Annotated in this window: 16 protein-coding genes and 1 pseudogene; 7 read left to right on the top strand and 10 right to left on the bottom strand. The window is 69.6% G+C overall.

The genetic code is table 11. From position 1 onward, the window contains the following. Positions 1-466 (top strand): annotated as a pseudogene (locus AB0F98_RS25940) (2-oxoacid:ferredoxin oxidoreductase subunit beta); the annotation flags it as partial. A gap of 32 nt (positions 467-498) precedes the next feature. Here AB0F98_RS25940 and AB0F98_RS25935 read toward each other — a convergent pair. The 5 genes from AB0F98_RS25935 to AB0F98_RS25915 form a co-directional block, all read right to left on the bottom strand. Further along, complete coding sequence (locus AB0F98_RS25935) at positions 499-873, bottom strand: MmcQ/YjbR family DNA-binding protein (protein ID WP_357740178.1); 375 nt, start codon at positions 871-873, stop codon at positions 499-501. 263 nt (positions 874-1,136) lie between these two features. Beyond that, positions 1,137-3,383, bottom strand: coding sequence for a penicillin acylase family protein (locus tag AB0F98_RS25930; RefSeq protein WP_357740175.1), 2,247 nt, complete (start codon positions 3,381-3,383; stop codon positions 1,137-1,139). Positions 3,384-3,480: 97 nt separating this feature from the next. Next, entirely contained in the window at positions 3,481-5,379 is a 1,899-nt protein-coding gene (locus AB0F98_RS25925) for a M14 family metallopeptidase (RefSeq protein ID WP_357740172.1), read from the bottom strand. Between the two features lie 394 nt (positions 5,380-5,773). Continuing rightward, positions 5,774-8,371, bottom strand: a complete 2,598-nt coding sequence (locus AB0F98_RS25920) for a M64 family metallopeptidase (protein WP_357740169.1) — start codon at positions 8,369-8,371, stop codon at positions 5,774-5,776. 338 nt (positions 8,372-8,709) lie between these two features. Further along, entirely contained in the window at positions 8,710-9,072 is a 363-nt protein-coding gene (locus AB0F98_RS25915; protein WP_357740166.1) for an STAS domain-containing protein, read from the bottom strand. Between the two features lie 229 nt (positions 9,073-9,301). Between AB0F98_RS25915 and AB0F98_RS25910 the strand changes: the two genes are divergently transcribed. After that, a complete protein-coding gene (locus AB0F98_RS25910) occupies positions 9,302-10,054 on the top strand; it encodes a GAF and ANTAR domain-containing protein (RefSeq protein ID WP_357740163.1) in 753 nt (250 codons plus the stop codon). Between the two features lie 74 nt (positions 10,055-10,128). On the opposite strand, the gene AB0F98_RS25905 is transcribed toward AB0F98_RS25910, so the two are convergent. After that, complete coding sequence (locus AB0F98_RS25905) at positions 10,129-11,133, bottom strand: SDR family NAD(P)-dependent oxidoreductase (RefSeq protein WP_357740161.1); 1,005 nt, start codon at positions 11,131-11,133, stop codon at positions 10,129-10,131. Between the two features lie 276 nt (positions 11,134-11,409). After that, on the bottom strand, positions 11,410-12,249 hold the full coding sequence (locus AB0F98_RS25900; protein WP_357740158.1) for an oxidoreductase: 840 nt from the start codon (positions 12,247-12,249) through the stop codon (positions 11,410-11,412). Positions 12,250-12,610: 361 nt separating this feature from the next. On the opposite strand from AB0F98_RS25900, the gene AB0F98_RS25895 reads away from it, so the two are divergent. After that, positions 12,611-13,513, top strand: coding sequence for a LysR family transcriptional regulator (locus AB0F98_RS25895; protein WP_357740156.1), 903 nt, complete (start codon positions 12,611-12,613; stop codon positions 13,511-13,513). A gap of 161 nt (positions 13,514-13,674) precedes the next feature. Further along, complete coding sequence (locus tag AB0F98_RS25890; protein WP_357740153.1) at positions 13,675-14,139, top strand: nuclear transport factor 2 family protein; 465 nt, start codon at positions 13,675-13,677, stop codon at positions 14,137-14,139. Between the two features lie 116 nt (positions 14,140-14,255). Here AB0F98_RS25890 and AB0F98_RS25885 read toward each other — a convergent pair whose 3' ends face one another. After that, entirely contained in the window at positions 14,256-15,155 is a 900-nt protein-coding gene (locus tag AB0F98_RS25885; RefSeq protein WP_357740148.1) for a chlorophyllase, read from the bottom strand. Positions 15,156-15,295: 140 nt separating this feature from the next. On the opposite strand from AB0F98_RS25885, the gene AB0F98_RS25880 reads away from it, so the two are divergent. Further along, positions 15,296-15,856, top strand: coding sequence for a TetR/AcrR family transcriptional regulator (locus tag AB0F98_RS25880; RefSeq protein WP_357740145.1), 561 nt, complete (start codon positions 15,296-15,298; stop codon positions 15,854-15,856). Positions 15,857-16,049: 193 nt separating this feature from the next. On the opposite strand, the gene AB0F98_RS25875 is transcribed toward AB0F98_RS25880, so the two are convergent. After that, a complete protein-coding gene (locus AB0F98_RS25875; RefSeq protein ID WP_357740142.1) occupies positions 16,050-16,475 on the bottom strand; it encodes a DUF6069 family protein in 426 nt (141 codons plus the stop codon). Between the two features lie 131 nt (positions 16,476-16,606). Here AB0F98_RS25875 and AB0F98_RS25870 point away from each other — a divergent pair, with 131 nt between their 5' ends. Together AB0F98_RS25870 and AB0F98_RS25865 are read left to right on the top strand one after the other, a co-directional pair. After that, positions 16,607-17,776 (top strand): histidine kinase, encoded by a 1,170-nt coding sequence (locus tag AB0F98_RS25870; RefSeq protein WP_357740139.1) that lies wholly within the window; start codon positions 16,607-16,609, stop codon positions 17,774-17,776. Then, positions 17,764-18,426, top strand: coding sequence for a response regulator transcription factor (locus AB0F98_RS25865; RefSeq protein WP_357740136.1), 663 nt, complete (start codon positions 17,764-17,766; stop codon positions 18,424-18,426). Before AB0F98_RS25870 ends, AB0F98_RS25865 begins: the two co-directional genes overlap by 13 nt. 252 nt (positions 18,427-18,678) lie before the next feature. Here AB0F98_RS25865 and AB0F98_RS25860 read toward each other — a convergent pair whose 3' ends face one another. Continuing rightward, on the bottom strand, positions 18,679-21,159 hold the full coding sequence (locus AB0F98_RS25860) for a LamG-like jellyroll fold domain-containing protein (RefSeq protein ID WP_357740133.1): 2,481 nt from the start codon (positions 21,157-21,159) through the stop codon (positions 18,679-18,681). Positions 21,160-21,171: the final 12 nt, after the last annotated feature.

Raw genomic sequence — 21,171 nt, 5'->3', positions numbered from 1 at the left:
CCAGTCGGTGCTGCGCGCCGCCGCCGAACACGAGGGCTCGGCCTTCGTGGAGATCTACCAGAACTGCAACATCTTCAACGACGGCGCCTTCGACCTGATCAAGGATCCGGCGACCCGGGACGAGCACCTGATCCGGCTCGAGCAGGGCCAGCCGATCACCTTCGGCAACGACGGCCGGTTCTCGGTCGTACACCCCGAAGGCAGCTTCGGCCTGACAGTGCAGGAGGGTGGCACGCCGATCGTCCACGACGCCACGGTGGATGATCCGGCGTACGCCTTCGCCCTCACCCGGCTCTCCGGCTCCGACCTGGCCACCACCCCGATCGGCGTCTTCCGGAACGTCGCTCGACCGTCCTACGACCAAGTGGTGCAGAAGCAACTCGCTGACGCCGCAGTCGAAGCCGCCGGAACCCCCGAGGAGATGCTCGCCGACCTGCTCAACAGCGGCGACACCTGGACCGTCTGACCGCACCGCAGGTTCACCTGGCCCGGGGTGGCCTACCCGCTCTGGGCGGTGTGCTCGGCGGCGATCTCCTCCGGCGCCCGCATGCGCCACGCGTCGGTCACGAGTTCGCTGAGCCGGTCGACGGTCACCTGGTCCAGCCGCAGCATGACCAGGGGCAGTCCGTCGTAGGCGGGCGTGGTGAAGAATCGCTCGGGTTCGCCGAGCAGCAACGCCTGCTTCTCTGCTTCGTCGCCGACGTACAGCACCGCGATGTCGGTCCGGATCACCCGCGGGCGGCCGGGTCTGTGCTCGGGATACGACCAGACGAAGCCCTTGTTGGCGACCCGGAAGTCGAAGCCGTCGCTGTCGATCTCGGCCACGTGTGGCAGCGCGAGCGCCAACTCACGCACGTCGTCGGCGTCAGCCATGGAGGTCTCGCTCGGATGCCGGATCCCGCATGGGCACAGGTTAACGGCCGGCGGTGACAGTTCGGGCCGCACCGGAGGCTGCGCGGCGCGATCGGTTCGCGCCGCGATCGGTTCCCGGCGCGAACCGATCGCGGCGAGGGTCGACGCCGAGGCGCGCAGCGGCCGGTGATCGGCCTGAGGCGCCTCGGCGTCGACGAGCACCGCGGCGGGATCGGTGGCACGGCTCCAAGAGCGCCGCCCCCGACCGATCCCCGAGCGACCGATCAGTTGCCCGGCTTGTAGATCCGCTCGATGTGGCCCTTGAGGTCCTGCGGATAGAAGTAGACCGGCCGGAGGTCACCGCTGGCGTAGCGCTCGACCTGGTCGTCGAAGTGCGGCGAGTCGGGGTGCCCGCTCGCGCCGCCGGCCGTCACCGCCCAGGCGCGCAGCTTCGGCCCGAATTCGACGACCGCGACGAAGCTGTTGCCGCTGGTGCCGTAGTAGCGCTTCGTGCCCGGGTAACGCCGCGCCCCGAACGAGGCGAGGGAGCCCCACTGCGCGGAGGTGAAGGGCACCGGGGAACTCGGCTTGGTGTCGTCGAACGTCTGGGTGATCGCGCCGTCGTTGCGCTGGAAGCGGTTGATCTGCCCCCAGGGCACCTGCCAGCTGCCGAAGTCCTGGGTCAGCCGGGCGACGGCCTCGTCGAGCGCGGTCAGCCGCTGCGCGTCGGTGGCGCCTTCGGCCAGGTAGTCCCACATCGACATGCCCGCGTCCCTGGCCGCCTGGGACAGGGGCGCCCAGAGAGCCTCGCCCCAGAACACGGCCAGTGACGTAGCGGTCGACTCCGCGCCCCACCGGTAGTCCCAGCCGCGCAGCAGGTCGACCGGGTCGGCCAGCCGCGCCCGCTGCTGGTCGCCGGCGGGCAGCTTGTCCCACGCGCCGACGAGCTGCGGCACGAGGCGAGCGAAGGCGGTGAGGTAGGTGTCGAAGGTGGCCGCGATCAGGCTCTGCGGGGTGAAGCGGCGTTGTGCGGTCAGCACCCGGATCGCCTGCGGTCCGCGCGGGTTCTCACCGGCCTGGTCGAAGTATCGCGGGTAGTCCTCCGCCTTCGGGCTGTACGGGCCGGCGGCGGTCCAGGGCCAGTTGTTGGTGTTGAAGGCCCAGCCGTTCTTCGGGTTCACCGCCTGCGGCAGGCTCTTGAGGCTGTGCAGCCCACGCCAGTCCGTCGCCGGGTCACTGCCGTCGACGGGTTTGCGGTAGTCGAAGCTGTCGTCGCGTACCGGCATGAACTGCGGCACCAGGAAGGCGATCTCGCCCTTGGAGTCGGCGAAGAGCGTGTTGTTCGAGCTGTTGGCCTTGTAGCCGGCCACCTGCATGAAGTCCGCGTAGTCCCGGGTCTTGGTGCGCAGGAAGCTCTGCAGCAGCGCCTCCACGGGCTTGTTCATCAGCGCGAACGCGATCCACTTACCGTCCGCTTCGCGCACGATCGGTCCGTGGTGGGTGGCGAAGGTGGTGAAGGTGCGCTTCGCCCGGCCGCCTTCGGCGGTGCGGTAGGACAGGGTGATCGTCTTCTTCGTCACCGGTCGCAGGTCGTCGCCGTAGCGGTAGTAGTGGCGACCCCCTGGCCTGGTCACGATCGTCTCGGCGAACTCGTCGACGTTGTCGACGCCGCTGGAGGTGTGCATCCAGCCGGTGTCCCGGTTGAAGCCCTGATAGATGAAGAACTGTCCCCAGGTGGCCGCGCCGTACGCGTTGAGCCCCTCCCCGCTGGTCACGTGCTGCTCGGAGCGGAAGAAGAAGCTGGTGTGCGGGTTGATCAGGAGTAGCGCGTGGCCGTCGCGGGTGTGACTCGGTGCGATCGCCATGCCGTTCGAGCCCGAGGGCTCGCGGAACAGCAGTCCGCGCTCCTCGTCGGTCATCTCGACCTGGCGGTTGTCGTAGAACGCTTCGAGCTGCGAGAGCGGGACGCGTTCGATGTCCCCGCCGATGCTGCCCTCGGAGAAGCTCAACGGCATCCACGGCTCGAAACGTGTGATCACGCGCGGCCGCACTTCGGGGTGCGTGGCGAGGAAATAGTTGAGCCCGTCGGCCCACGCCTGCATGAGCTTGCGCAACCAGGCCGGGCTCTCCGCGTAGTACCTCTTCAGCACGCCGGGGTCGATGAACAGCCGCTGGCGCAGGTCCTGCCAGATGGCGCTCTCACCCTCGGCCTCGGCGAGCCGGCCGAGGCTCACCAGGTAATTGCGTTCGATCCGGTTGAAGTCGTCCTCGGCCTGGGCGTAGATCATTCCGAACACCGCGTCGGCGTCGGTCTTGCCGACCACGTGCGGAATGCCCCAGTCGTCGCGGGTGATCGTCACGTGTGCCGCTTGCCTACGCCAGCGGGCGAGGTCAGCCCCCTTCTGCGTGGGTGCGGCGAACGCGGCGCCGGACGGCAGGCCCGTCGCGACGGCCGCGGCTCCGGCGGCCAGTCCGGCCGCGCCGCCAAGGACGCGGCGACGGCTGAGCCTTCCGTTCTGCAGGTTGTTCATGAGTCGGTTCACTTTCTCCGTTCAGAGGGTTGTGCGAGATTGCGGGCACGGGGGTGGGCGTCGCTCCGGGGATCGAGGCGACGCCCACCGCACGCGCTCAGTTCAGTCGTACGGACGCGGAGTCCAGACCGCCCCGGACGCTGACCGCGTTCACCATGACCGTGTCGGCGTCGGATTTGACGACCCGGAGTCGTACCTTCTGGTCGTCACCACCGTCGAGGTAGAACTGCGGGGCGTCGCCGACCCTGCGGGCGCCTTGGACCGTGACGGTGTCCGGCGCGACGATCTTGACCTCCTTCGCCTGTTCCAGGGCCGTCGGGATGCGGCCGATGTTCTTGACCGTCGCCGTGATCTCGTGCGTGGCGCCGTCGGCCTGGTTGCCCTTGAGCTTCTTGACCTGGACCCTGGTGAGGTCGACCTGCGGCAGGGACTGGGTCAGGTACAGGTTGAACTGGGCCTGGTTGGCGGCCCACTCGCCGATCAGGTCGTCCGACGGGTTCTGGGACCAGAACTTGGGGTTGATGCCGCCGATCTCGACGGTTCCGAGCGTGGGGTGCTCGGCCTTCGTCCAAGGCAGGAAGCAGTTCGTGCGCCCATTCTCGGCACACCACCGCGACCGCTCCCAGTCGGCGTAGCGGCCGTCCTTGTCGTAGTCGGTGAAGTCGCCACCGTTCCAGATCTCGTCGCCGTACCAGATGGCGCCGTACTGGAAGTAGCCGAAGTCCGGACCGTGCCCGAAGAGCGCCTCCGGGTCGCCGCCGTTACGGGTGGCGTAGTCGATGTAGACGCTGCCGGCGTTGCGGTAGCCGGTGAAGGAGACGCCCGCCTTGTCGAAGTGCTCGTAGAGCTTGCGGTCGCTCTTGTACATGCATTCTTCCGGGTCGCAGGTCGACGGGCCGCGCAGGTGCATGGGCACGCGGGTGTCCATGCTGTTCACCGCGGCGATGTTGGTGTGCGACATCAGCCACGTGTAGACGTGCTTGGTCTCCGGCTCCGACAGCGGGTACTCACCGGCGCCGCCCTGGGTCAGGTTGCGGCCGGTGGCGTCGTCCTCGCTCATGGGGTGCCAGTTGTAGGGGTAGTTCCGGTGCAGGTCGAGGCCGCCGACGCCGTCTTCGTTGTAGCGGCCGTCGCCGTCGTTGTCGATGCCCTCGGAGAACATGAGGTAGTCGCCGTTGCCCGCGCCGACGCTCAGCATCACGTTCCCGGCCGGGTCACGCGCGTCGACGACGTGGGTGCCCTTGCCGGGGCCGACGTACTGGCGCATCTGGCTCAGGTAACCGTCGTCGTTGATGTCCTCGCCCGGGTCGTCGTCGCGCTTGCCGTCACCGTCGTTGTCGTACGGCCGCACCGTCGACCGGTTGGTCTGGGCGGTGTAGAGGTACATGTTGTGGCCGTCGGGGTTGTTGACGGGCCGGATGTAGACGGTCTTGTCGTCGAGCAGTTTGTCGACGGTCCGGTCCTTACCGGCCTTCGTGATGAGGTGGTGCGCCAACCACAGCGAACTCTCGGCCGACGAGGTCTCTCCCGAGTGCCGGTTGCCCTCGAAGTACGCGGCCGGCTTGTCGGTGTCCTTCCCGGTCGACTTGTCCGTGATGGTCAGCTGGTAGATCGGCTGGCCGCTGTAGCTCTCGCCGACGATGTACAGGTCGACGATGTCGGGGCGCTCGTAGGCCCACTTCTTCAGCCACCACTGGATCTCGATGCCGGTGTGGAAGTGGTCGAAGTCCATCTGGCCCGGCGTCGTCGGCTGCACCTGGTCGTAGTTGACGACCTTGAACGTGCTCTCCCCGTCGCGTTGTCCGGCGATGGTGATGGTGGGGGTCGTCGGCGTCACGCTGCCGGGGAACGGCCCCGGTTCCTGCGGCGACTGCAGGCCGACGGTGAAGGTGGGGGTCGCGGACAGGGCGGCGTCGTCGAGGGCATCGCCTCCGCCTGCGCCCCAGAGCGGTGCCGTCCCGATGGCGAGGACGCCCGCTGTCAGGATCGCCAACATGGCTGTCGGGCGCTTCTTCTTCGGCGAGCCTGGGACCGCGACATCGTGGTCGCTGGTCTGCGGCTGATCGGGCGGACGTGGTGAAACTTCGGAGCCCAAGGCAAATCTCCCGGTGTCACGTTGGTTGCCCATTGCCGACAGGCAGGGCAATTACTTTGCGTATGGGGGCTGCCACCCTGCGGGTACTCGAGTTGGGATCACCGTAATCGGCTGCACTATAAATGTAAATACCTGGATATGTTCCGGTCCTTACGCATTCGTCGGTCACGCATGGCCGACCAGCAGCGCGGGCACCCCTCGACGGCACCTGTCACACACGCGGCGACGGCCCCGAACAACCGGATGAGACGTGGTGGGCCGACGACCGCCGGCCCACCACGCTCGGCAGAGCGCGCTAGAGGGCCGCGCAGTCACCGCCCTTGGCTCCGTTGACCGTGTTGGGCGCGCCGAAGTCCTTGACCGCCGCGCTGTTACCGGCGCAGCTCAGCGATCCGTTGATCCGGCTGCCGACCAGGATCGGCCCGTAGGCACCGGCCAGCCGGCTGTACCGGTCATTGGCGCTCACCTGGACGTTCTGAGCCAGGCTGACCGCACCGTTGAAGGTGCTGCCGGCGATCGTCACGTCCCGCGTGGTGCCGGCGATGTGCGTGGCGCCGTTCACCGTGCTGCCGAAGAGCTGCACCGCCTGGGCTCCGGTCGCCGACAACGTGCCCGTGATCGAGCTGTCACTGACCACCAGCGAAGCACCCGGCTTCACCGACACCGCACCCACGACCTGGGCGTTCTTGAGGCAGGTCACGCCCTCGCCGGCCACGACCCGCGACTGCGAGCCGGTCAGCGTCCGGGTGCAGTCGGGCGACGCGCCCGGCAGCACGGTGGCCCGGTACGCGCTGGGTTCCCCGATGTTGCCGGCCGGGTCGATGGCCCGGTGCTCGACGAGGTGCGTGCCGAATCCCGGCACGAACCCGCCGGCGGGGTGGTCGTCCGGCAGCGTCTGCTCGAACGCCGCCCGCGACAGGCCGCCGGTGCCGAGGTTGCCGTACGTCAGCGCCTTGACGTCCGTGCCGGAGTGGCGGAACTGGAACGGCGAGTCGGGCATCGGCTTCTCGGGGAAGCCGAAGTAGTTGTACCAACCGTCCTTGTCGAGCCGGAACTGGCCGACGACGTAGCGATCCTCGTCGTAGCCGGTGTGGTCGTCGCGTGGGTCCAGCCGCATGTCCCACCCGTTGAAGTACACCGGGTGCTCCACGCCGCCGGCGAGACGGGTCAGCGGCTGCGACAGGGTGCGGGGTGCCGTGGGCAGGGCGTTGTCGACGGTCCACTCGACGCGGTCGGAGACACCGCCCGGATCGGCCGGGTCGGTCACCGTCGCGGTCAACTTGTGGGTGCCCGCCGCCAGCTTCAACGCGCTGAGGTCGAGGTTGCGGCTGTTGTGCGGGTTCGGCACGGCCTTACCGTCCAGCGACCAGGTCACGTCGAGGATCCGGTCGTCGGGGTGGTTGGTCCGCACGTACACGACCTCGTCACCGGCGACCGGCTGGGTGTTCATGGTGTGGCTCGTGAAGGTCGCCGCGGGCGACGACGGCGACACCTTCGTGTCACCGACCGTCCACTGCCGGGTCTGCACGAACCGCGGACCGTTGTAGCCGGAGTTCGTGGCCGTGTTGCCGGTGGACGGATTGCGCACCCAGTCGGTGCCCTCCGGCCCCACCGGGTCACGCACCTCGACGTGCACCACGGTCCCCGCCGGCAGGTCGAGCGCGCCGAGGTCGAGGTCGCGGCTGTTATGCGTGTCGAGCACGGTGCCGTCCGGGCCGCCGACGCGCCAGGTCACCTGCAGCTCGTGGTAGCGCGGCTGCCCCGTCTCGACCCACAGCACGGCGTCGGAGGCGACCGTACCCACGGGCGTGTGCCGCACGTTCATCTGCCCGGAGTTCCGCATCCCGGTGACCCGGGCGACCATGTGCTCCAGGCCGATCTGGTCGAAGTCGAAGCCGATCCAGCGCATCATCGAGTGCTCGCTGGGCCGGCGCTGCCCGCACGGGTAGCTGCCGCCTCCCTCGTGCAGGCCGATCGTGCCGCCGGAGAGGCTCTCCTCGCCGATCCAGCGCCACCACTTGTGCTGGTCCTCGACCATCTTCTGCGGGTCGGTGTAGGTGCTGTGGTGGAAGCTGTTCGGCTCGCCGCCGGTGTAGCAGGGGCGTACCACGTCACGGGAGGAGTACGGGTACTCGTCGGCCAGCGTGCCGAGCGAGTGGCCGATCTCGTGCAGCGAGATCAGTGGGCCCTGCGGGGAGCCGCCCGAGGTCGTCGCGTTGGTGCCGCCGATCCCGCCGTACGTGAACGTGTTGAAGATCGCCAGTGTCTGCACGTTCTGTGCGGTGCGGGGAATGCCCAGCACTGGCGCCACGTAGGTGTCGAGGATCCGGTTGTGCGCCTGGTTGCCGGTCTCGCACGGGTTGACCCCGGCCGGGTAGTAGGCGGCGAAGTCCTGACAGTTCTCCGGTGCGCCGCCGTAGACGGTGCCCCGCGACAGCGGGTCGCTGCAGCCGTTCTGGTAGATCATCCGCAGCGCGGTGTTCTTGGCGTTGATCGGCCCCTCACGCTCACCGGTGTCGCGGATCGTGCCGTCCGGATGACGTACCCGGCCGTCCGGGTCGCACCGGACGCCGTAGTCGATCGAGGCGATCTCCACCGCGTACACGTTGATGTAGTCGCGGTAGGTGCGGAACGGCTCCGTGGCCCACATGACGGCCAGGTTGCGGTCCACGTCCTGCAGGAAGAGCTGCTGCTGGTCCCACTGGTAGCCGTCGCCCATGATGATCAGGTTCAGCCGCTCGGCTGCTGGGCCGGTGACCTGGATCGGATGCACCTTCGGGTTCGGCAGCGGCATCGGTGGACCGTCCGCCGGAGCGCCGCTCGCCGGGCCGACCCCGCTCAGCAGGCTGGCCACCAGGGCCACCGCTGCCAGGGCCGCAACCTTGAGTTTCACTAGCTCCCCACCTCACATTCGTCAACCGGCATCTATCTCCGGCCTTCAGAAGCTAGTTCGGGGCTCGTGCGATTAGCACCAGACACCTGATGGAACTTCCGTGGTCACCACCCGTTCAGCCGACGGGCCGGGGTGATCCGGGTGGACGGCTGCGTTGGCCACGACGTCGGCTCCGGCGCTCGCCGTCCGGCTCGGGCCGAGGTGTGGTGCGGCGGCCCAGCAGGTTTAGGTTGATCAACTTTGGGTATGTCTCGCTACCCGCGGGGATGCCCGACAGGCACCCCGGGTGGCGGGCGGGGAACAGCCCGACACATGACGGACCGGGAGCGAAAGGCGGGTCACTCAGTGATGAACTCGTCCCTGAGGCCGACCAGGTTCAGAACGGTGACGGTGATCCGGGACGGCTTGCGGATCACCAGCGCACAACCCCTCGCGGCCGCTTGCTGGCGTACGGTCAGCAGCACGGTGACCCCGGCGGCGCCGAAGAAGCTCACCCCGCTCAGGTCGAGCACCAGCACCGGCGGCGGCAGGCCCGCCAGAACCGTCTTCGTGAAGTCGACGAGCAGGTCCACGGTGTCCATGTCCAGTGGTCCCCGGACCCCCACCACCGAAGCCGGGCCTTCCGCGGTGAGCGCGAGGGACAGAGCGGCCTGGTCAGTGGTTGGCGGCGGCGCCGGGTACGGCACCTGATGTACGGACATGAGTCTGCTCCTCGGTGAGGATGTCCGGACCGGTTCGATGCTCGGCCACCTGCGGTGGACGGCACTGGTCCTGGGCTCATGTCCGAACCCACGTCGACCCTAGCCGGGAATCACCCGATCCGCACCCTGCCCGTTCCGGAGCACGGGCTCACCTGGCAAGAGAGGTACCGCCGGCGCTCCCGAGAGGGGCAAGCCAGGACGGTCACACCACCTTCGGGAGGTAGCGATGATGTCCGAAACCGCTGAGTCGCCCCTGGCCCCCGCGTACGGCCGACTGCTGACCCTGCTCGCCGACTCGCCGCACGTCGACGTGTTCCTCGACCAGGTCGTACGGGTCGCGGCGGAGGTGGTCGGCCCCGCCGCCGCGTGCGGACTGACGATGCGCCGGGACGGTCCCGCCTTCACCGTCGCGGCAAGCGGCGACCTCGCCGCGCAGGCCGACGAAGTCCAGTACGGCGCCCACGAGGGACCCTGCCTCCACGCTCTGCACAGCGGGCAGATCGTCGAGGTCGCCGACCTGCGACGGGACGAACGATGGCGACGCTACCGTGTGAACGCCCTGAAGCTCGGCATCGCCAGCTCGCTCTCCCTGCCGATGACCATCGACGGCGAGACCCTGGGCGCGTTGAACCTCTACGCCACCGAGCCGGCCGCCTTCACCGACCAAGCCCGCCGGCAGGCCGTGACATTCGCCGAGCACGGCACGGCGGCGCTGGCCGTCATCCTCCGCCAGGCCGAGCAGGCTGTCGTGCATCGACAGCTCACCGACGCGATGGCATCGCGCAGTGTGATCGATCAGGCCCTCGGCGTGATGATGGGTCAACAGCGATGCACTGCCGGCGAGGCCTTCGCGCTGCTCCGACAGGCGTCGCAGCACCGCAACCGCAAGCTGCGCGACCTGGCAGCGGAGATCATCACGCAGGTCACCGGTGAGACACCGCAGCCGGCGTCCAAGTTCGTGGTCTCCCGCAACCACGACTGACCTCGCTCGGCACGCTCGCCCAACTGCATCTGCCGTGCTCCCCTCGCCGGTGGGCCCGGAGGTGACGACTACCGCTATTGGATCTTGCTGTTGGTCAGCTGTTCGCTGAGGTCCCACAGGCGGTCGGCGAGCTGCGGATCGACGGCGTAGGACATCACCCCGAGGGCCGTCTCCACCCGACCCGTCATCACGTCGATGGTTTCGTCGTGCGAGGTGAGCAGCGGGGAGATCTCGTTGTCTTCGCAGTAGACGCCGCCCACGCCGTCGAGCTGCGGTGCGGTGGCGCACCAGACGATGGTCGACGCCCCCTGTTCGGCGGTCTTGCGGCCCGACTCGGGGTCGATGACGCGGTTGCCGTGCTCGTCGATGAAGCCGTTCGTTCGCAGGTACTCCGGCGTGGTCCACGGGCTGAGGTTCGTGCCGATGATGAGGCCCGGGTGCAGGGAGAAACCGCGGATGTCGTCGGCCTCGCCGCGCTTGTCCAGCCCGACTGCGAACAGGATGTTGGCGGTCTTCGACTGGCCGTAGCCCAGCCAGCCGTCGTACTCGCGTCGTTCGAAGTTCGGGTCGTCGAAGTCCACGGGCGAGAGGTTGTGCGCCCAGGCGGAGACCGTGACCACCCGCGCGCCCCCGGCCCGGCGAAGGGCGGGCCAGAGCCGCGTGGTCAGCTGGAAGTGACCCAGGTGATTCGTGGCGAACTGGGCCTCGTAACCGCGGGCGTCTCGGGTCAGCGGCACGTTCTGGATCCCCGCGCTGTTGACCAGGATGTGCAGCGCCCGTCCGGTCGCGAGGAACCGGTCGGCGAACGCGTCGATCGAGGTGGGATCCATCAGGTCCAACTGCTCGATCTCGACGCCGTCGATACCGGCGAGCATGTCGCGGGCACGGTCCGGGGAGCGCACCGGGACGACAACGGTGGCGCCTGCCGAGCGCAGCGCACGGGTGGTCTCCAGGCCGAGGCCGGAGTGGCCGCCCGTGACGATCGCGGTCTTGCCCGAGAGGTCGATCCCCTCGATGACCTCGGCGGCGGTGGATGCGGCGCCGAAGCCGGAGCCGATCGGCTGTTGTGGACTGGGCATGTCAGATTCTCCTCGAGAAGGAAAGGTGTTGCAGAGTCATTGGTGGCTGCTATCGCGTTTCGGAGGCCACCAGAGCTGGACGGTGCACCGGCCGGCCGGCCGGTGCGGCCGCGTCGCGGTACGCCGCCATCCCACCGGCTGTCGCCGCCGGCATCAGTTGGCGGCGACAGCCGGCGAGCCGGGCGGCCCGTGATCGACGAGACCCGCCCGTGCGGGCCGGCACGCCTCGATGCCGTGTTCAGGGAACGGTCCGGTCAGGGGGCGCCGGGGCAGACGTCACGACACGTTCGTCGAGCGGCTGAGCGTCTCCCAGGTGTCCATGTCGGCCAGCAGGGCCTCGTGGTGGGCGCGCAGCGCGTCGACCGCATCGCCGCCGAGCACGAGGCGGAGCGGCGGGTTCTGGGCGTCGAGCACCTTGATGATTGCCGCGGCGGCCTTCGCCGGGTCGCCCGGTTCGATGCCGGCGATCCCGGCGACCATCTGCCGGAGGCCTCCCGAGCTCGCCTGGTAGGCCGGGTTCTCGGGGGCCAGGACCATGTTGTTGGTGATGCTGGTGCGGAACATGCCGGGTTCCACCAGCAGCACCCGAACGCCCAGGGGTGCCAGCTCACTCGACAGCGCTTCGCTGAAGGCCTCGAGTGCGTGCTTGGCGGCGTCGTAGGCGCCCAGTCCCGGGTAGGTCATTCGGCCGCCCAGTGAGCTCATCTGCACGATGGTCCCGCTGCCCTGCTCGCGCATCAGGGGGACGACCGCCTTGGTCACCTCCGCGGCGCCGAAGAAGTTGACCTCCATCAGCGAGCGGAACTGCTCCATCGAGGTCTCCTCGACGGCCCCGATCATGGTGAACCCGGCGTTGTTCACCAGGACGTCGATGCGACCGAACTCAGCCAGCGCCGCCTTCACCGCGGCCTGGACGGATGCCGGGTCCGTGACGTCGATCGCCGTCGTGCTGAGCCGGTCGCCGCCGATCTCCACGAGGTCGGCGAGCGTCTCCGGACGACGTGCGGTGGCCATGACGCGGTCACCGGCGGCCAGCGCGGCCAGCGCGATCTGCCGGCCGAACCCGCTCGAGCAGCCCGTGATCAGCCAGACCCGGCCCTGCGTCTCGTTCGTCATTCCCATGCCCCTTCAACGTGGTGATTGCCGGAGCCAATAGTGGTTGCGGCACACCGAAACCGCCCAACACCGATTACCTGTCGCGGTTACAGGATCTTCTTGTGACCCGCAATCTTCGATAGCCGATATATCTGGCCGCTCTCACCGAGGAATGCATTTGGAGACGTATTTCCGAGCGATTCCTGATCGGCGATTCGCAGACCAGGACGCGGAAAGCAGTCCCGGGGCGGGGGCCGACGCCGGGGACGACCGCGCGGGTCTTCCCACTCTGATCGCGCGTCGTCAGCACGGGGACGGCGCTGCGGCTAGGCAGTCTGACGCGCCCGGCACCGGCCACCTGCCACGGCGCTACGCTGAGCCGGTGACCCCTGATCTTCGGCAGCTGAGATATTTCGTCGCCGTAGCCGAGGAGTCGAGCTTCACGCAGGCCGCCAGCCGCCTGATGATCACGCAGCAGTCGCTCTCCCAGCAGATCAACGCGCTCGAACGGATCCTCGGCGCGAAGCTGTTCAACCGGGACAGCCGGGGTACCCGACTCACCGACACCGGCTCGCTGTTCCTGCCCGAGGCACGCGCAGTGCTGGAGCGCGCCGACGAGGCCGTAGCCGTCGTGCGGCGGGCCGTACGCGGCGAGACGGGCCGGCTCCGCCTGGCGTTCCTGGCCACCACCGCGAACCACCTGCTCCCGCCGGTGGTCCGGGCCGTCCGGGAACACCTCCCGAACCTGGAGCTGGTCACCGAGGAGACCACCATCGCACCGCTGGTCGAAGGCGTGCTCGGCGGCGATATCGACCTCGCGTTCAGCCGACCGCCGCAGGTCCCGGGCCTGGCCACGCGGACGATCGCCACCGAACAGGTGTGCGCCGTCCTACCCGAGGGGCATCCGCTCGCCGACCGCCCCGAGCTGGCCCTGTCCGACCTGGCAGGCGAACGGTGGGTGATGACCCCGCGCAGTTCCTGGGAGCCCTGGCACCAGGCCTTCGACGAAAACTTCCGCGCCGCCGGATTCAGCCCCGACATCGTCGCCCGGGACTCCAGCGTTCAAGGGCTGCTCGGCCTCGTCGCAGCCGGCGTCGGGATCACCCGGCTCGGCTGGTCGGCACACAACCTGCGCCGTACCGGTGTGGTGTTCGTACCGCTCGCCGGAGAGGCCACTCCCACCGAGATGGTCTGGCGACCCGACAACACCTCGCCCGCGCTGCGTCGGATCGTGGACGTGGTGACCGAGCTGGCCGCCACGACGGACCTCACCACCACAGGCTGACGACCCGGCGATCGCCTACCCGGGTGCCGAGAACCCCGGCCACAGGTTGCGGCTGCCGCGGTGCCAGGTAATCGATGTTGGCCTGCCCGGCCGGCTCGGGACAGTATCGTCCCTGGCTATCCGCCAGCAGTTACCGTCCCGCCGAACATTGGGGAAGCACCATGAGCAATCCCACTCCGTTCTCTGATCAGCTTGCCGACCGGCTGGCCATCCGCGAACTGGTCGACGCCTACGCCCACCTCGCGGACCGACGCGACGCGCAGGGACAGGCGGCACTCTTCACCGACGACGCCCGCGTCGCGGTGTACGACGGCGAGCCCGACTCGACCGAGCCGGCCCAGGTCCTCACGGGTCGCAATGACCTGGCCGCCGCCTTCGGCTCGCTACAGAGCTACGACAAGACGACCCACTTCAACGGGCAGAGCACAGTGACCCTCGACGGTGACCGCGCCACCGGAGAAACCTACTGTCTCGCGCACCACCTCTGGATCGAGGAGGGACAGCGCACTCTGATGGTCATGTCGATCCGCTACCACGACACCTTCGTCCGGCAGGGCGGTCGGTGGTTCTTCGCCGAGCGCCGGCTCATCACCGACTGGGTCGACCGTCGGCCCTCGAACGCCTGAAGAGCTTCGGAGTCGACGCAGGGGGCCGTGCTGTGGCCGATGTGGCGGCCGGTTTCTCCCGGTCGCGCCGCGGCCGTTCCGAATCCGGTCGCGCCACGGCGATGGGCCGGTTGTCCTCACTTGGATTCGAGGCGGCCCAGCGTGCTCTCCACCGGTGCGGGCCAGGTGGAGTCCTCGAGGTCGAGGGCATCGCGAAGATAGGCCCAGGTGAGCCGCTGGATCAGGGCGACCCGCTCGGGGCTCTCATCCGTCGTCTCCTTGGCTTCGTAGCCGGAGATGCCGCCGAGCGAGTGCTCTGCCCCGTACAGGGTGAGCAGGCTCTTGGTGCCCGGGCTCAGGTGGTACGCGTCGGTGAACCAGTCCGGCCCTCGCACGGACAGTGGGGAGTCGTCGTGGTCGCCGGCGACGACGAGGGCCGGAGCGGTCATGTCCGCGAAGCTCGGGCTCATGAAGGGGAAGTGCTCGGCCGCGAACGGGGAGAGGTCGGTGCCGCCCCGGCCGGTCACGGCCAGTAGCACGCCTGCCTTGATCCGCGGGTCCGAGAGGTCCTCACCGGGGTTTCCGTCGGTGTCGAGGACTCGCGCCCCGAGCAGCGTGCTCGCCGTCTGGGCGCCCCAGGAGTGCCCCGCCACGGCGATCCGGGTGCGGTCGAGGCGTCCGGCGAGGCCGGGGACGGATGACTCCAGCCGGTCGAGCTGGTCGAGGGCACGCTTCAGGTCGTCGACCCGGATCCGCCAGATCAGCGGTGTGCGGGGGTCGTCGGGCGGGAGGCTCAACGTCCGCGAGTCGAGGTGGGTGGGCTGGATGACGACGAAACCGTGCGAGGCCCAGAAGTCCACCAGCGGGGCGTAGCTGGTCGCGGACTGGCCGAAGCCGTGCGAGAAGACGATGACGGGCAGGTCACGGCCGGTGATGGGTGCGGAGACGCGTAGGTGCAGATCGTCGCCGCGATCGGGGGCTGACAGCGTGATCGGGTGTACCGCGATCACCGGTGCGGGCTCTGGCATTGTTTGCATGCTGCTCCTCGTGACTTGGCATCGACCTGCCGTTCTGGCATGCTGCGAGAACGGAACTTGGTTCCGTTAAAACATACGGAACATGGTTCCGTTTACCAAGGGATGTGACGGAGGCGACAGTGGGCGGCGCAGGTGGCGAGATGAGTGCTCCCCGCAGCAAGCGGGCTGACGCCCGGCGTAACGAGGAGGCGCTGCTGGAGGCGGCCGCCGCGATGTTCGTCGCCGCAGGAGTCGACGCGCCTGTGCGCGACATCGCCGCCAGGGCCGGCGTCGGCGTCGGCACGATCTACCGCCACTTCCCCACGCGGGCCGATCTCATCGTCGCGGTCTACCGGCACCAGGTCGAGGCGTGCGCGGTGGCCGGCCCGGCGCTGCTCGCGGAGAGCGCCACCCCGTTCGCCGCCCTCGCGAGCTGGATCGACCTCTTCGTCGACTTCCTGGTCACCAAGCACGGCCTGGCTGAGGCGATGCAGTCCGACGACGCCGCCTTCCAGACGCTGCACGCCTACTTCCTCGACCGCCTCGTTCCGGTCTGCGCCCAGCTGCTCGACGCCGCCGCCACGGCGGGCGAGATCACCCCCGACATGGACGCCCTCGTCCTCATGCGCGGCATCGGCAACCTCTGCATCGGCGCCGACAGCCCCAGCTACGACGCGCGCCGGATGGTCGGACTTGTCGTCGCCGGCTTGCGGCGCCACTGACGTCCGAGAACAGACGGGGCCACCCGCTCAGCGGGCTGATCTTCGTTCGTGGCCGCGACGCGCAGGAGCCGATCCCCGGCTCGCCGCTCGCGATCCCGGTCCCGATCGTGCTCGCCCGCTGTCGAGGCCATCCTGACCGCCGAGAGGGCGCGCCTCGGCATCGCCGTGGCGCGCCCTGCCTCCGGATCCGCGACTACCGGCAGTTCCGCCGGCCGGGCAGCCCGAGAATCAGCGCCGCGCCGACGGTCAGGTGCATGGCGAGCAGCGCCAGCCGGCTGTTGATGTCGACACCGCTGCCCAACGGGCCGGCCAGCGAGAGCACCAGCACGACCAGGGCGATGATGCGGAGCGTCCGGACGGGGTGGCCGACCGTACGCTCCAGCAGCGCGAGCAGACCCCAGGCGGCCAGACCCGCGATCAGCGCGGCCACCACGACGGCGACCGGACCGATGTGCTGGGTGGTGTCGCCCTGGCGGACGGCGAGGTCGATACCGGCCCACGGGTCGTTGACGACCCACAGCAGGAGAGCGCTCGCCGCTCCCGCGGCGACGGTGATCGCACGGCCCGTACGTCGTGCGGTGGTCCTGGTCGTTCCGGTCCGCATCGTGTCGTTCGTCATGCCGATGAGCATCGCGGTCGGGGGCAGGTCGGCACATCGGACCGAGGGCCGCGCCCGCGCTTCCCAAGGAGAGCCCGACCACCAACTTTGGAAGGTGTCGGAGTCCGGCGCGGGCCCGTTAACCTCCGCGCGTGAACAGGTTCTCGTTCGGGCCGGAGGACCGCGACCACCATCGCAGCAGGACGGCCGTCGCCACGATGATGGGTACGTCCGGCGTGCTGGTCGCCGCGACGATCCTGGGCTGGTGGAGCGACCGTACGCTGGGGCCGCTGTTCGCGCTCGACCTCGCGGCCGGCACGCTGAGCTGGCTGCTGAGCCCACTGATGCTGTGGCGGCCGGTCGCCACCACGGCGGTGATCACCGTGCTGGCGGCGGTGTCGCCGGCGGTCACTCCGCCGGCCACGATCGGCGCGTTTCAGGTGGCCCGGCGGCGGCGCGCCCCGGCGGCGATCGCGGTGGCGGTGGCGGGCGTCGCCGCGCACGCCGTCCAGGGTGCCTGGCGGGCCAACGGCGGTATGTCGTACGGCTGGTGGCTGGCGCTGGTCACCGTCGGCTACGGCGCGCTGCTGGGCTGGGGCGCGTGGGCGCAGGCCCGTGCGGCGCTGATCCGGTCCCTGCAGGACCGGGCCCGTCGCGCCGAGGCGGAGCAGGGCCGCCGGGTGGCCGAGGCGCGCATGCTGGAACGCCGCCAGATCGCCCGGGAGATGCATGACGTCCTCGCGCATCGCCTGTCGCTGCTGGCCACGTTCGCCGGCGCGATGGAGTACCGTCCGGACTCCTCGCCGGAGAAGTTGTCGCGGGCCGCGGGGGTCGTCCGGGACGGCGTGCACCAGGCGCTCGATGAGCTGCGTGAGGTGATCTCACTGCTGCGCGACGACGATCCGCCGCACCGCGACGGGAGACGCCCGCAGCCGGTGCTGGCCGACGTACCGCGCCTGGTCGAGGAGTCCCGCGAAGCCGGCACCGAGGTGCTGCTGCGCGAGGCGGTGAACGAGCCGGCCGACGCGCCTCCGTCGGTGGCCCGCACGGCGTACCGGGTGATTCAGGAGGGCCTGACCAACGCCCGCAAACACGCCGCCGGCCAGCCGGTCCAGGTCGCGTTGCGCGGCGGGCCCGGCACGGGCCTGGAGATCGACGTCCGCAACGCGTTGACGCCGGAGCGCGCGACGCCGCCCGGATGGTCCGGGGGCGCCGGACTGGTCGGGCTCACCGAGCGGGTGCACCTGGCCGGCGGAGAACTCGACCACCAGGTGGTCGGTGGGGAGTTCCGGCTGCACGCATCGATACCATGGCCGGCGTGACCTCCGCCGTGCGTGTGCTCATCGTCGACGACGACGCGCTCGTCCGCGCCGGGCTGACCATGATGCTCGACGGCGCTGACGGCATCGTCGTGGTCGGCGAGGCAGCCGACGGCGACCAGGCGCCGGCCGCCGCCGACGCGCACTCCCCCGACGTCGTGCTGATGGATCTGCGCATGCCCCGGGTCGACGGCATCACCGCCACCCGTCGCCTGCGGGCCCGGCCGCGGCCGCCCGAGATCATCGTGCTGACCACGTTCGACACCGACGAGAACATCCTGCACGCGCTGCGTGCCGGGGCCAGCGGCTTCCTGCTCAAGGACACCCCGCCGGCGCGGATCGCCGAGGCGGTCCGGCAGGTCGCGGCCGGCGAGCCGATCCTGTCCCCACGGATCACCCGCCGGCTGATGGACCGGGTCGCCGTCCAGGCCGGCGCGTACGCCCAGGCCAGGGCGACCCTCGCGGCGCTCAGCCCACGCGAGCACGACGTCGTGGTGGCGATCGGTCAGGGCTGCAACAACGCCGAGATAGCCACGACGCTCCACATGACCCTGGCCACCGTGAAGACGCACGTGTCGCACATCCTGACCAAGCTCGACCTGGACAACCGTACGCAAGTAGCGCTCCTCGCCCACGACGCCGGCCTCGCCTGACCAGTCCGCCGCAGCGCTGCCCGGTGGTGTGTGCGGCAGGTGACGACCGCGCCTCCCGACCCGGGATCGGTGGAGCCGGTGCGCCAGGGTGGCGGCCGCTGCGCAGGCGCTGCTCCCTTCCCGCAGCGCAGGGTAGGTCCGGACCGGTAGCGTCCGGACCTACCCTGCGTGCGCGGGCCTGCCCCGTGGATCGTCCGCCACGTTCACGCGGACGGGCCGGCGGGCGGCTCAGCCCTCGTCGTGGCCGTTACCTCACTGGCCGGAGGCGTGGAGCTGGGCCACCTCGGTGGCGGAGAGGGCCCGGTCGTAGACGTGCACCTGGTCGACGGCGCCACGCCAGTAGTCGACGGGGTTGCCGTTGAACTTGGCGCGGCCGATCACGGTGTGGCCGCTGGACGCGTCGCCGACGCAGGAGCTCGCCGTACCCGCGGGCTGGCCGTCCACGTAGAGCGTGAGAGAACCGCTGGCGGCGTCCCGCACACCCGTCAGGTGGTACCAGCGTCCGGGCTCCGGCGCGGTGGGCGCCAACGCCCGCACCCCGGCGAAGCTGAACGCGAACCGGTTGTCCGCGCCGGAGTACTGGAGGAAGAAGGCGCTGTTCGTGTTGCCGTCCTGGCTGACCGCGGTGGCGAAGCCGCCCAGGCTGTCCAGCCGCACCCAGGCCGACGCCGTGTAGCTGCCGCTGGTGTCGAGGATCGCCGCACCGGTGTCGACGTACTGGTTGACACCGTTGAGCTGCACCGCGCCGCCGGTCCTGCCCGACGTCCAGCCCGCGCCGTTGACCAGCGTCGCGTCGTGGTCGCCGGCCAGGTCCTCGGCCACCGTGCCGGTTGCTTCGTCCAGCGGCCAGTAGCCGACTCCGGTCAGACCCGGGGTGCCGGGCGAGGTCGGCGGCACGTTCGCGCCGGTGCCGTCGACGGAGCGGATGATGGCCCGGTTGATGTCCCGTACCCGGGCGAAGTCCATCTTCTCGACCTGGCGGTCGTACGTGTAGAACCCGTTGACCTCGTGCTCGACGTCCGTGGTCTGGGTGTAGACGCCGCCGGAGAGCCCGCACCTGTTGGCGACGGTCAGCAGGTCCTGCTGGTTCTCCACGTAGCGGCGGGTGAGGGTGGCGCTGTCCGGGGTCATCTCGTAGGCGTGGCCGTCGCCGAACCACATGTGACCGTCGACCTCCAAGCCGAACCCGCCGTGTTCGCCGTCCACGGCCACTCGGTCCGCGGTCGGCGCCGGCGAGGCCGGGCCCACGTACTGGTGGAAGTCGATCATGTCGCCACGACCGGAGTCGCCTCTGGAGGCGCAGCAGTTCACGCCACTGTGCGCGTTGACCAGGCGGCTCGGATCCAGGGCGCCGACCTCGTCGGCGATCCGTCCGGTCGCCGCCCGGTCCCATTCGCCCCAGCCCTCGTTGAACGGCACCCAGGTGGTGATGGAGGTCCAGCTCTGGTGCTCCGTCACGATCTCCCGCAGCTGCCGCTCGAACTCCTGCTGCGCGTCCACGGGCGGCGTGCCGCCGGTACGCATGGCGGGCATGTCCTGCCACACCATGAGACCCAACCGGTCCGCCCAGTAGTACCAGCGGTCGGGCTCCACCTTGATGTGCTTACGGATCGTGTTGAACCCGAGCCGCTTCGTCTCGGCGATGTCGAACCGCAGTGCCTCGTCGGTCGGCGCGGTGTAGATGCCGTCCGGCCAGTACCCCTGATCCAGGGTCGACATGTTGAACAGGATCTTGCCGTTGAGGGTGAGGTAGAGCTTGCCGTCGGCGCCCTTGGCCTTGCCCACCTCGCGCATGCCGAAGTACGAGTCGACCTGGTCGATCACCTTTCCGCCCTGGCGCACCCGTACCTTCAGGTCGTACAGGTGTGGGGAGTCAGGCGACCACAGCTTCGGCTTCGGCACCGGGACCCGCAGCTCGGTTCCGGCCGGCCCTGAGACGCGGCCGACGACCCGCTTGCCGTCGTACGCGACGGCCTCGACGGTCCGGCCGCTGCCGTTAGCGAGGTGCGGGGTCAGGCGGAGGCTCTTGTCGTCGAGGTCCGGCGTCATCTGCAACCGCTCGACGTGGCTCGTCGACACCGGTTCCATCCAGACGCTCTGCCAGATCCCGGACGCCGAGGTGTAGAAGATGCCGCGGTCCGGCACGTTGCGCTGCTTGCCGACCGGCTGCCACGTCTGGTCGGTGCGGTCGGTGACTCCCACCACGAGTTCCTGGTCTCCCCGGCCACGCAGCGCGTCGGTGACGTCGGCGCTGAAGCCGTCGTAGCCGCCGCGGTGGGTCGCGACCTCGATGCCGTTGACCCAGACCGTCGTCTCGTAGTCGACCGCGCCGAAGTTGAGCCGCAACCGCGCGCCGCGGTCCCCGACCTGCCAGTTCCTGGGCACCTGGAAGGTGCGCCGGTACCACATCCGGTCCTCGTGCCGTTGGATGCCGGAGAGCGCCGATTCGATCGGGTACGGCACCAGGACCCGTTCGCCGAGTTGTTCACCGAACGGCGGGGCCTGGCCTTCCGTCGCGCCGGCGAACTGCCACACACCGTTGAGGCTCTGCCACTTCGCTCGGACGAGCTGCGGACGGGGGTACTCGGGGAGCGCGTTGTCGGCGGAGACCTCGTCGGTCCACGGGGTGGCGATCGGTGGTGTGCCGGGTTGCCAGGTGGTGTCGGCACGCGCGGCGGTGGGGGCGCTGGTGGCCACGAGAGCGGCGGCCAGCAGTGCGGTGAATACCTTCATGCGTCAGGGTCC

Origin of the sequence: Micromonospora sp. NPDC023737 (assembly GCF_040639715.1) — a bacterium.
GTDB lineage: Bacteria > Actinomycetota > Actinomycetes > Mycobacteriales > Micromonosporaceae > Micromonospora.
Note: the sequence above shows the minus strand (reverse complement) of the source record. Positions and strands in the feature narration are given on the sequence as shown.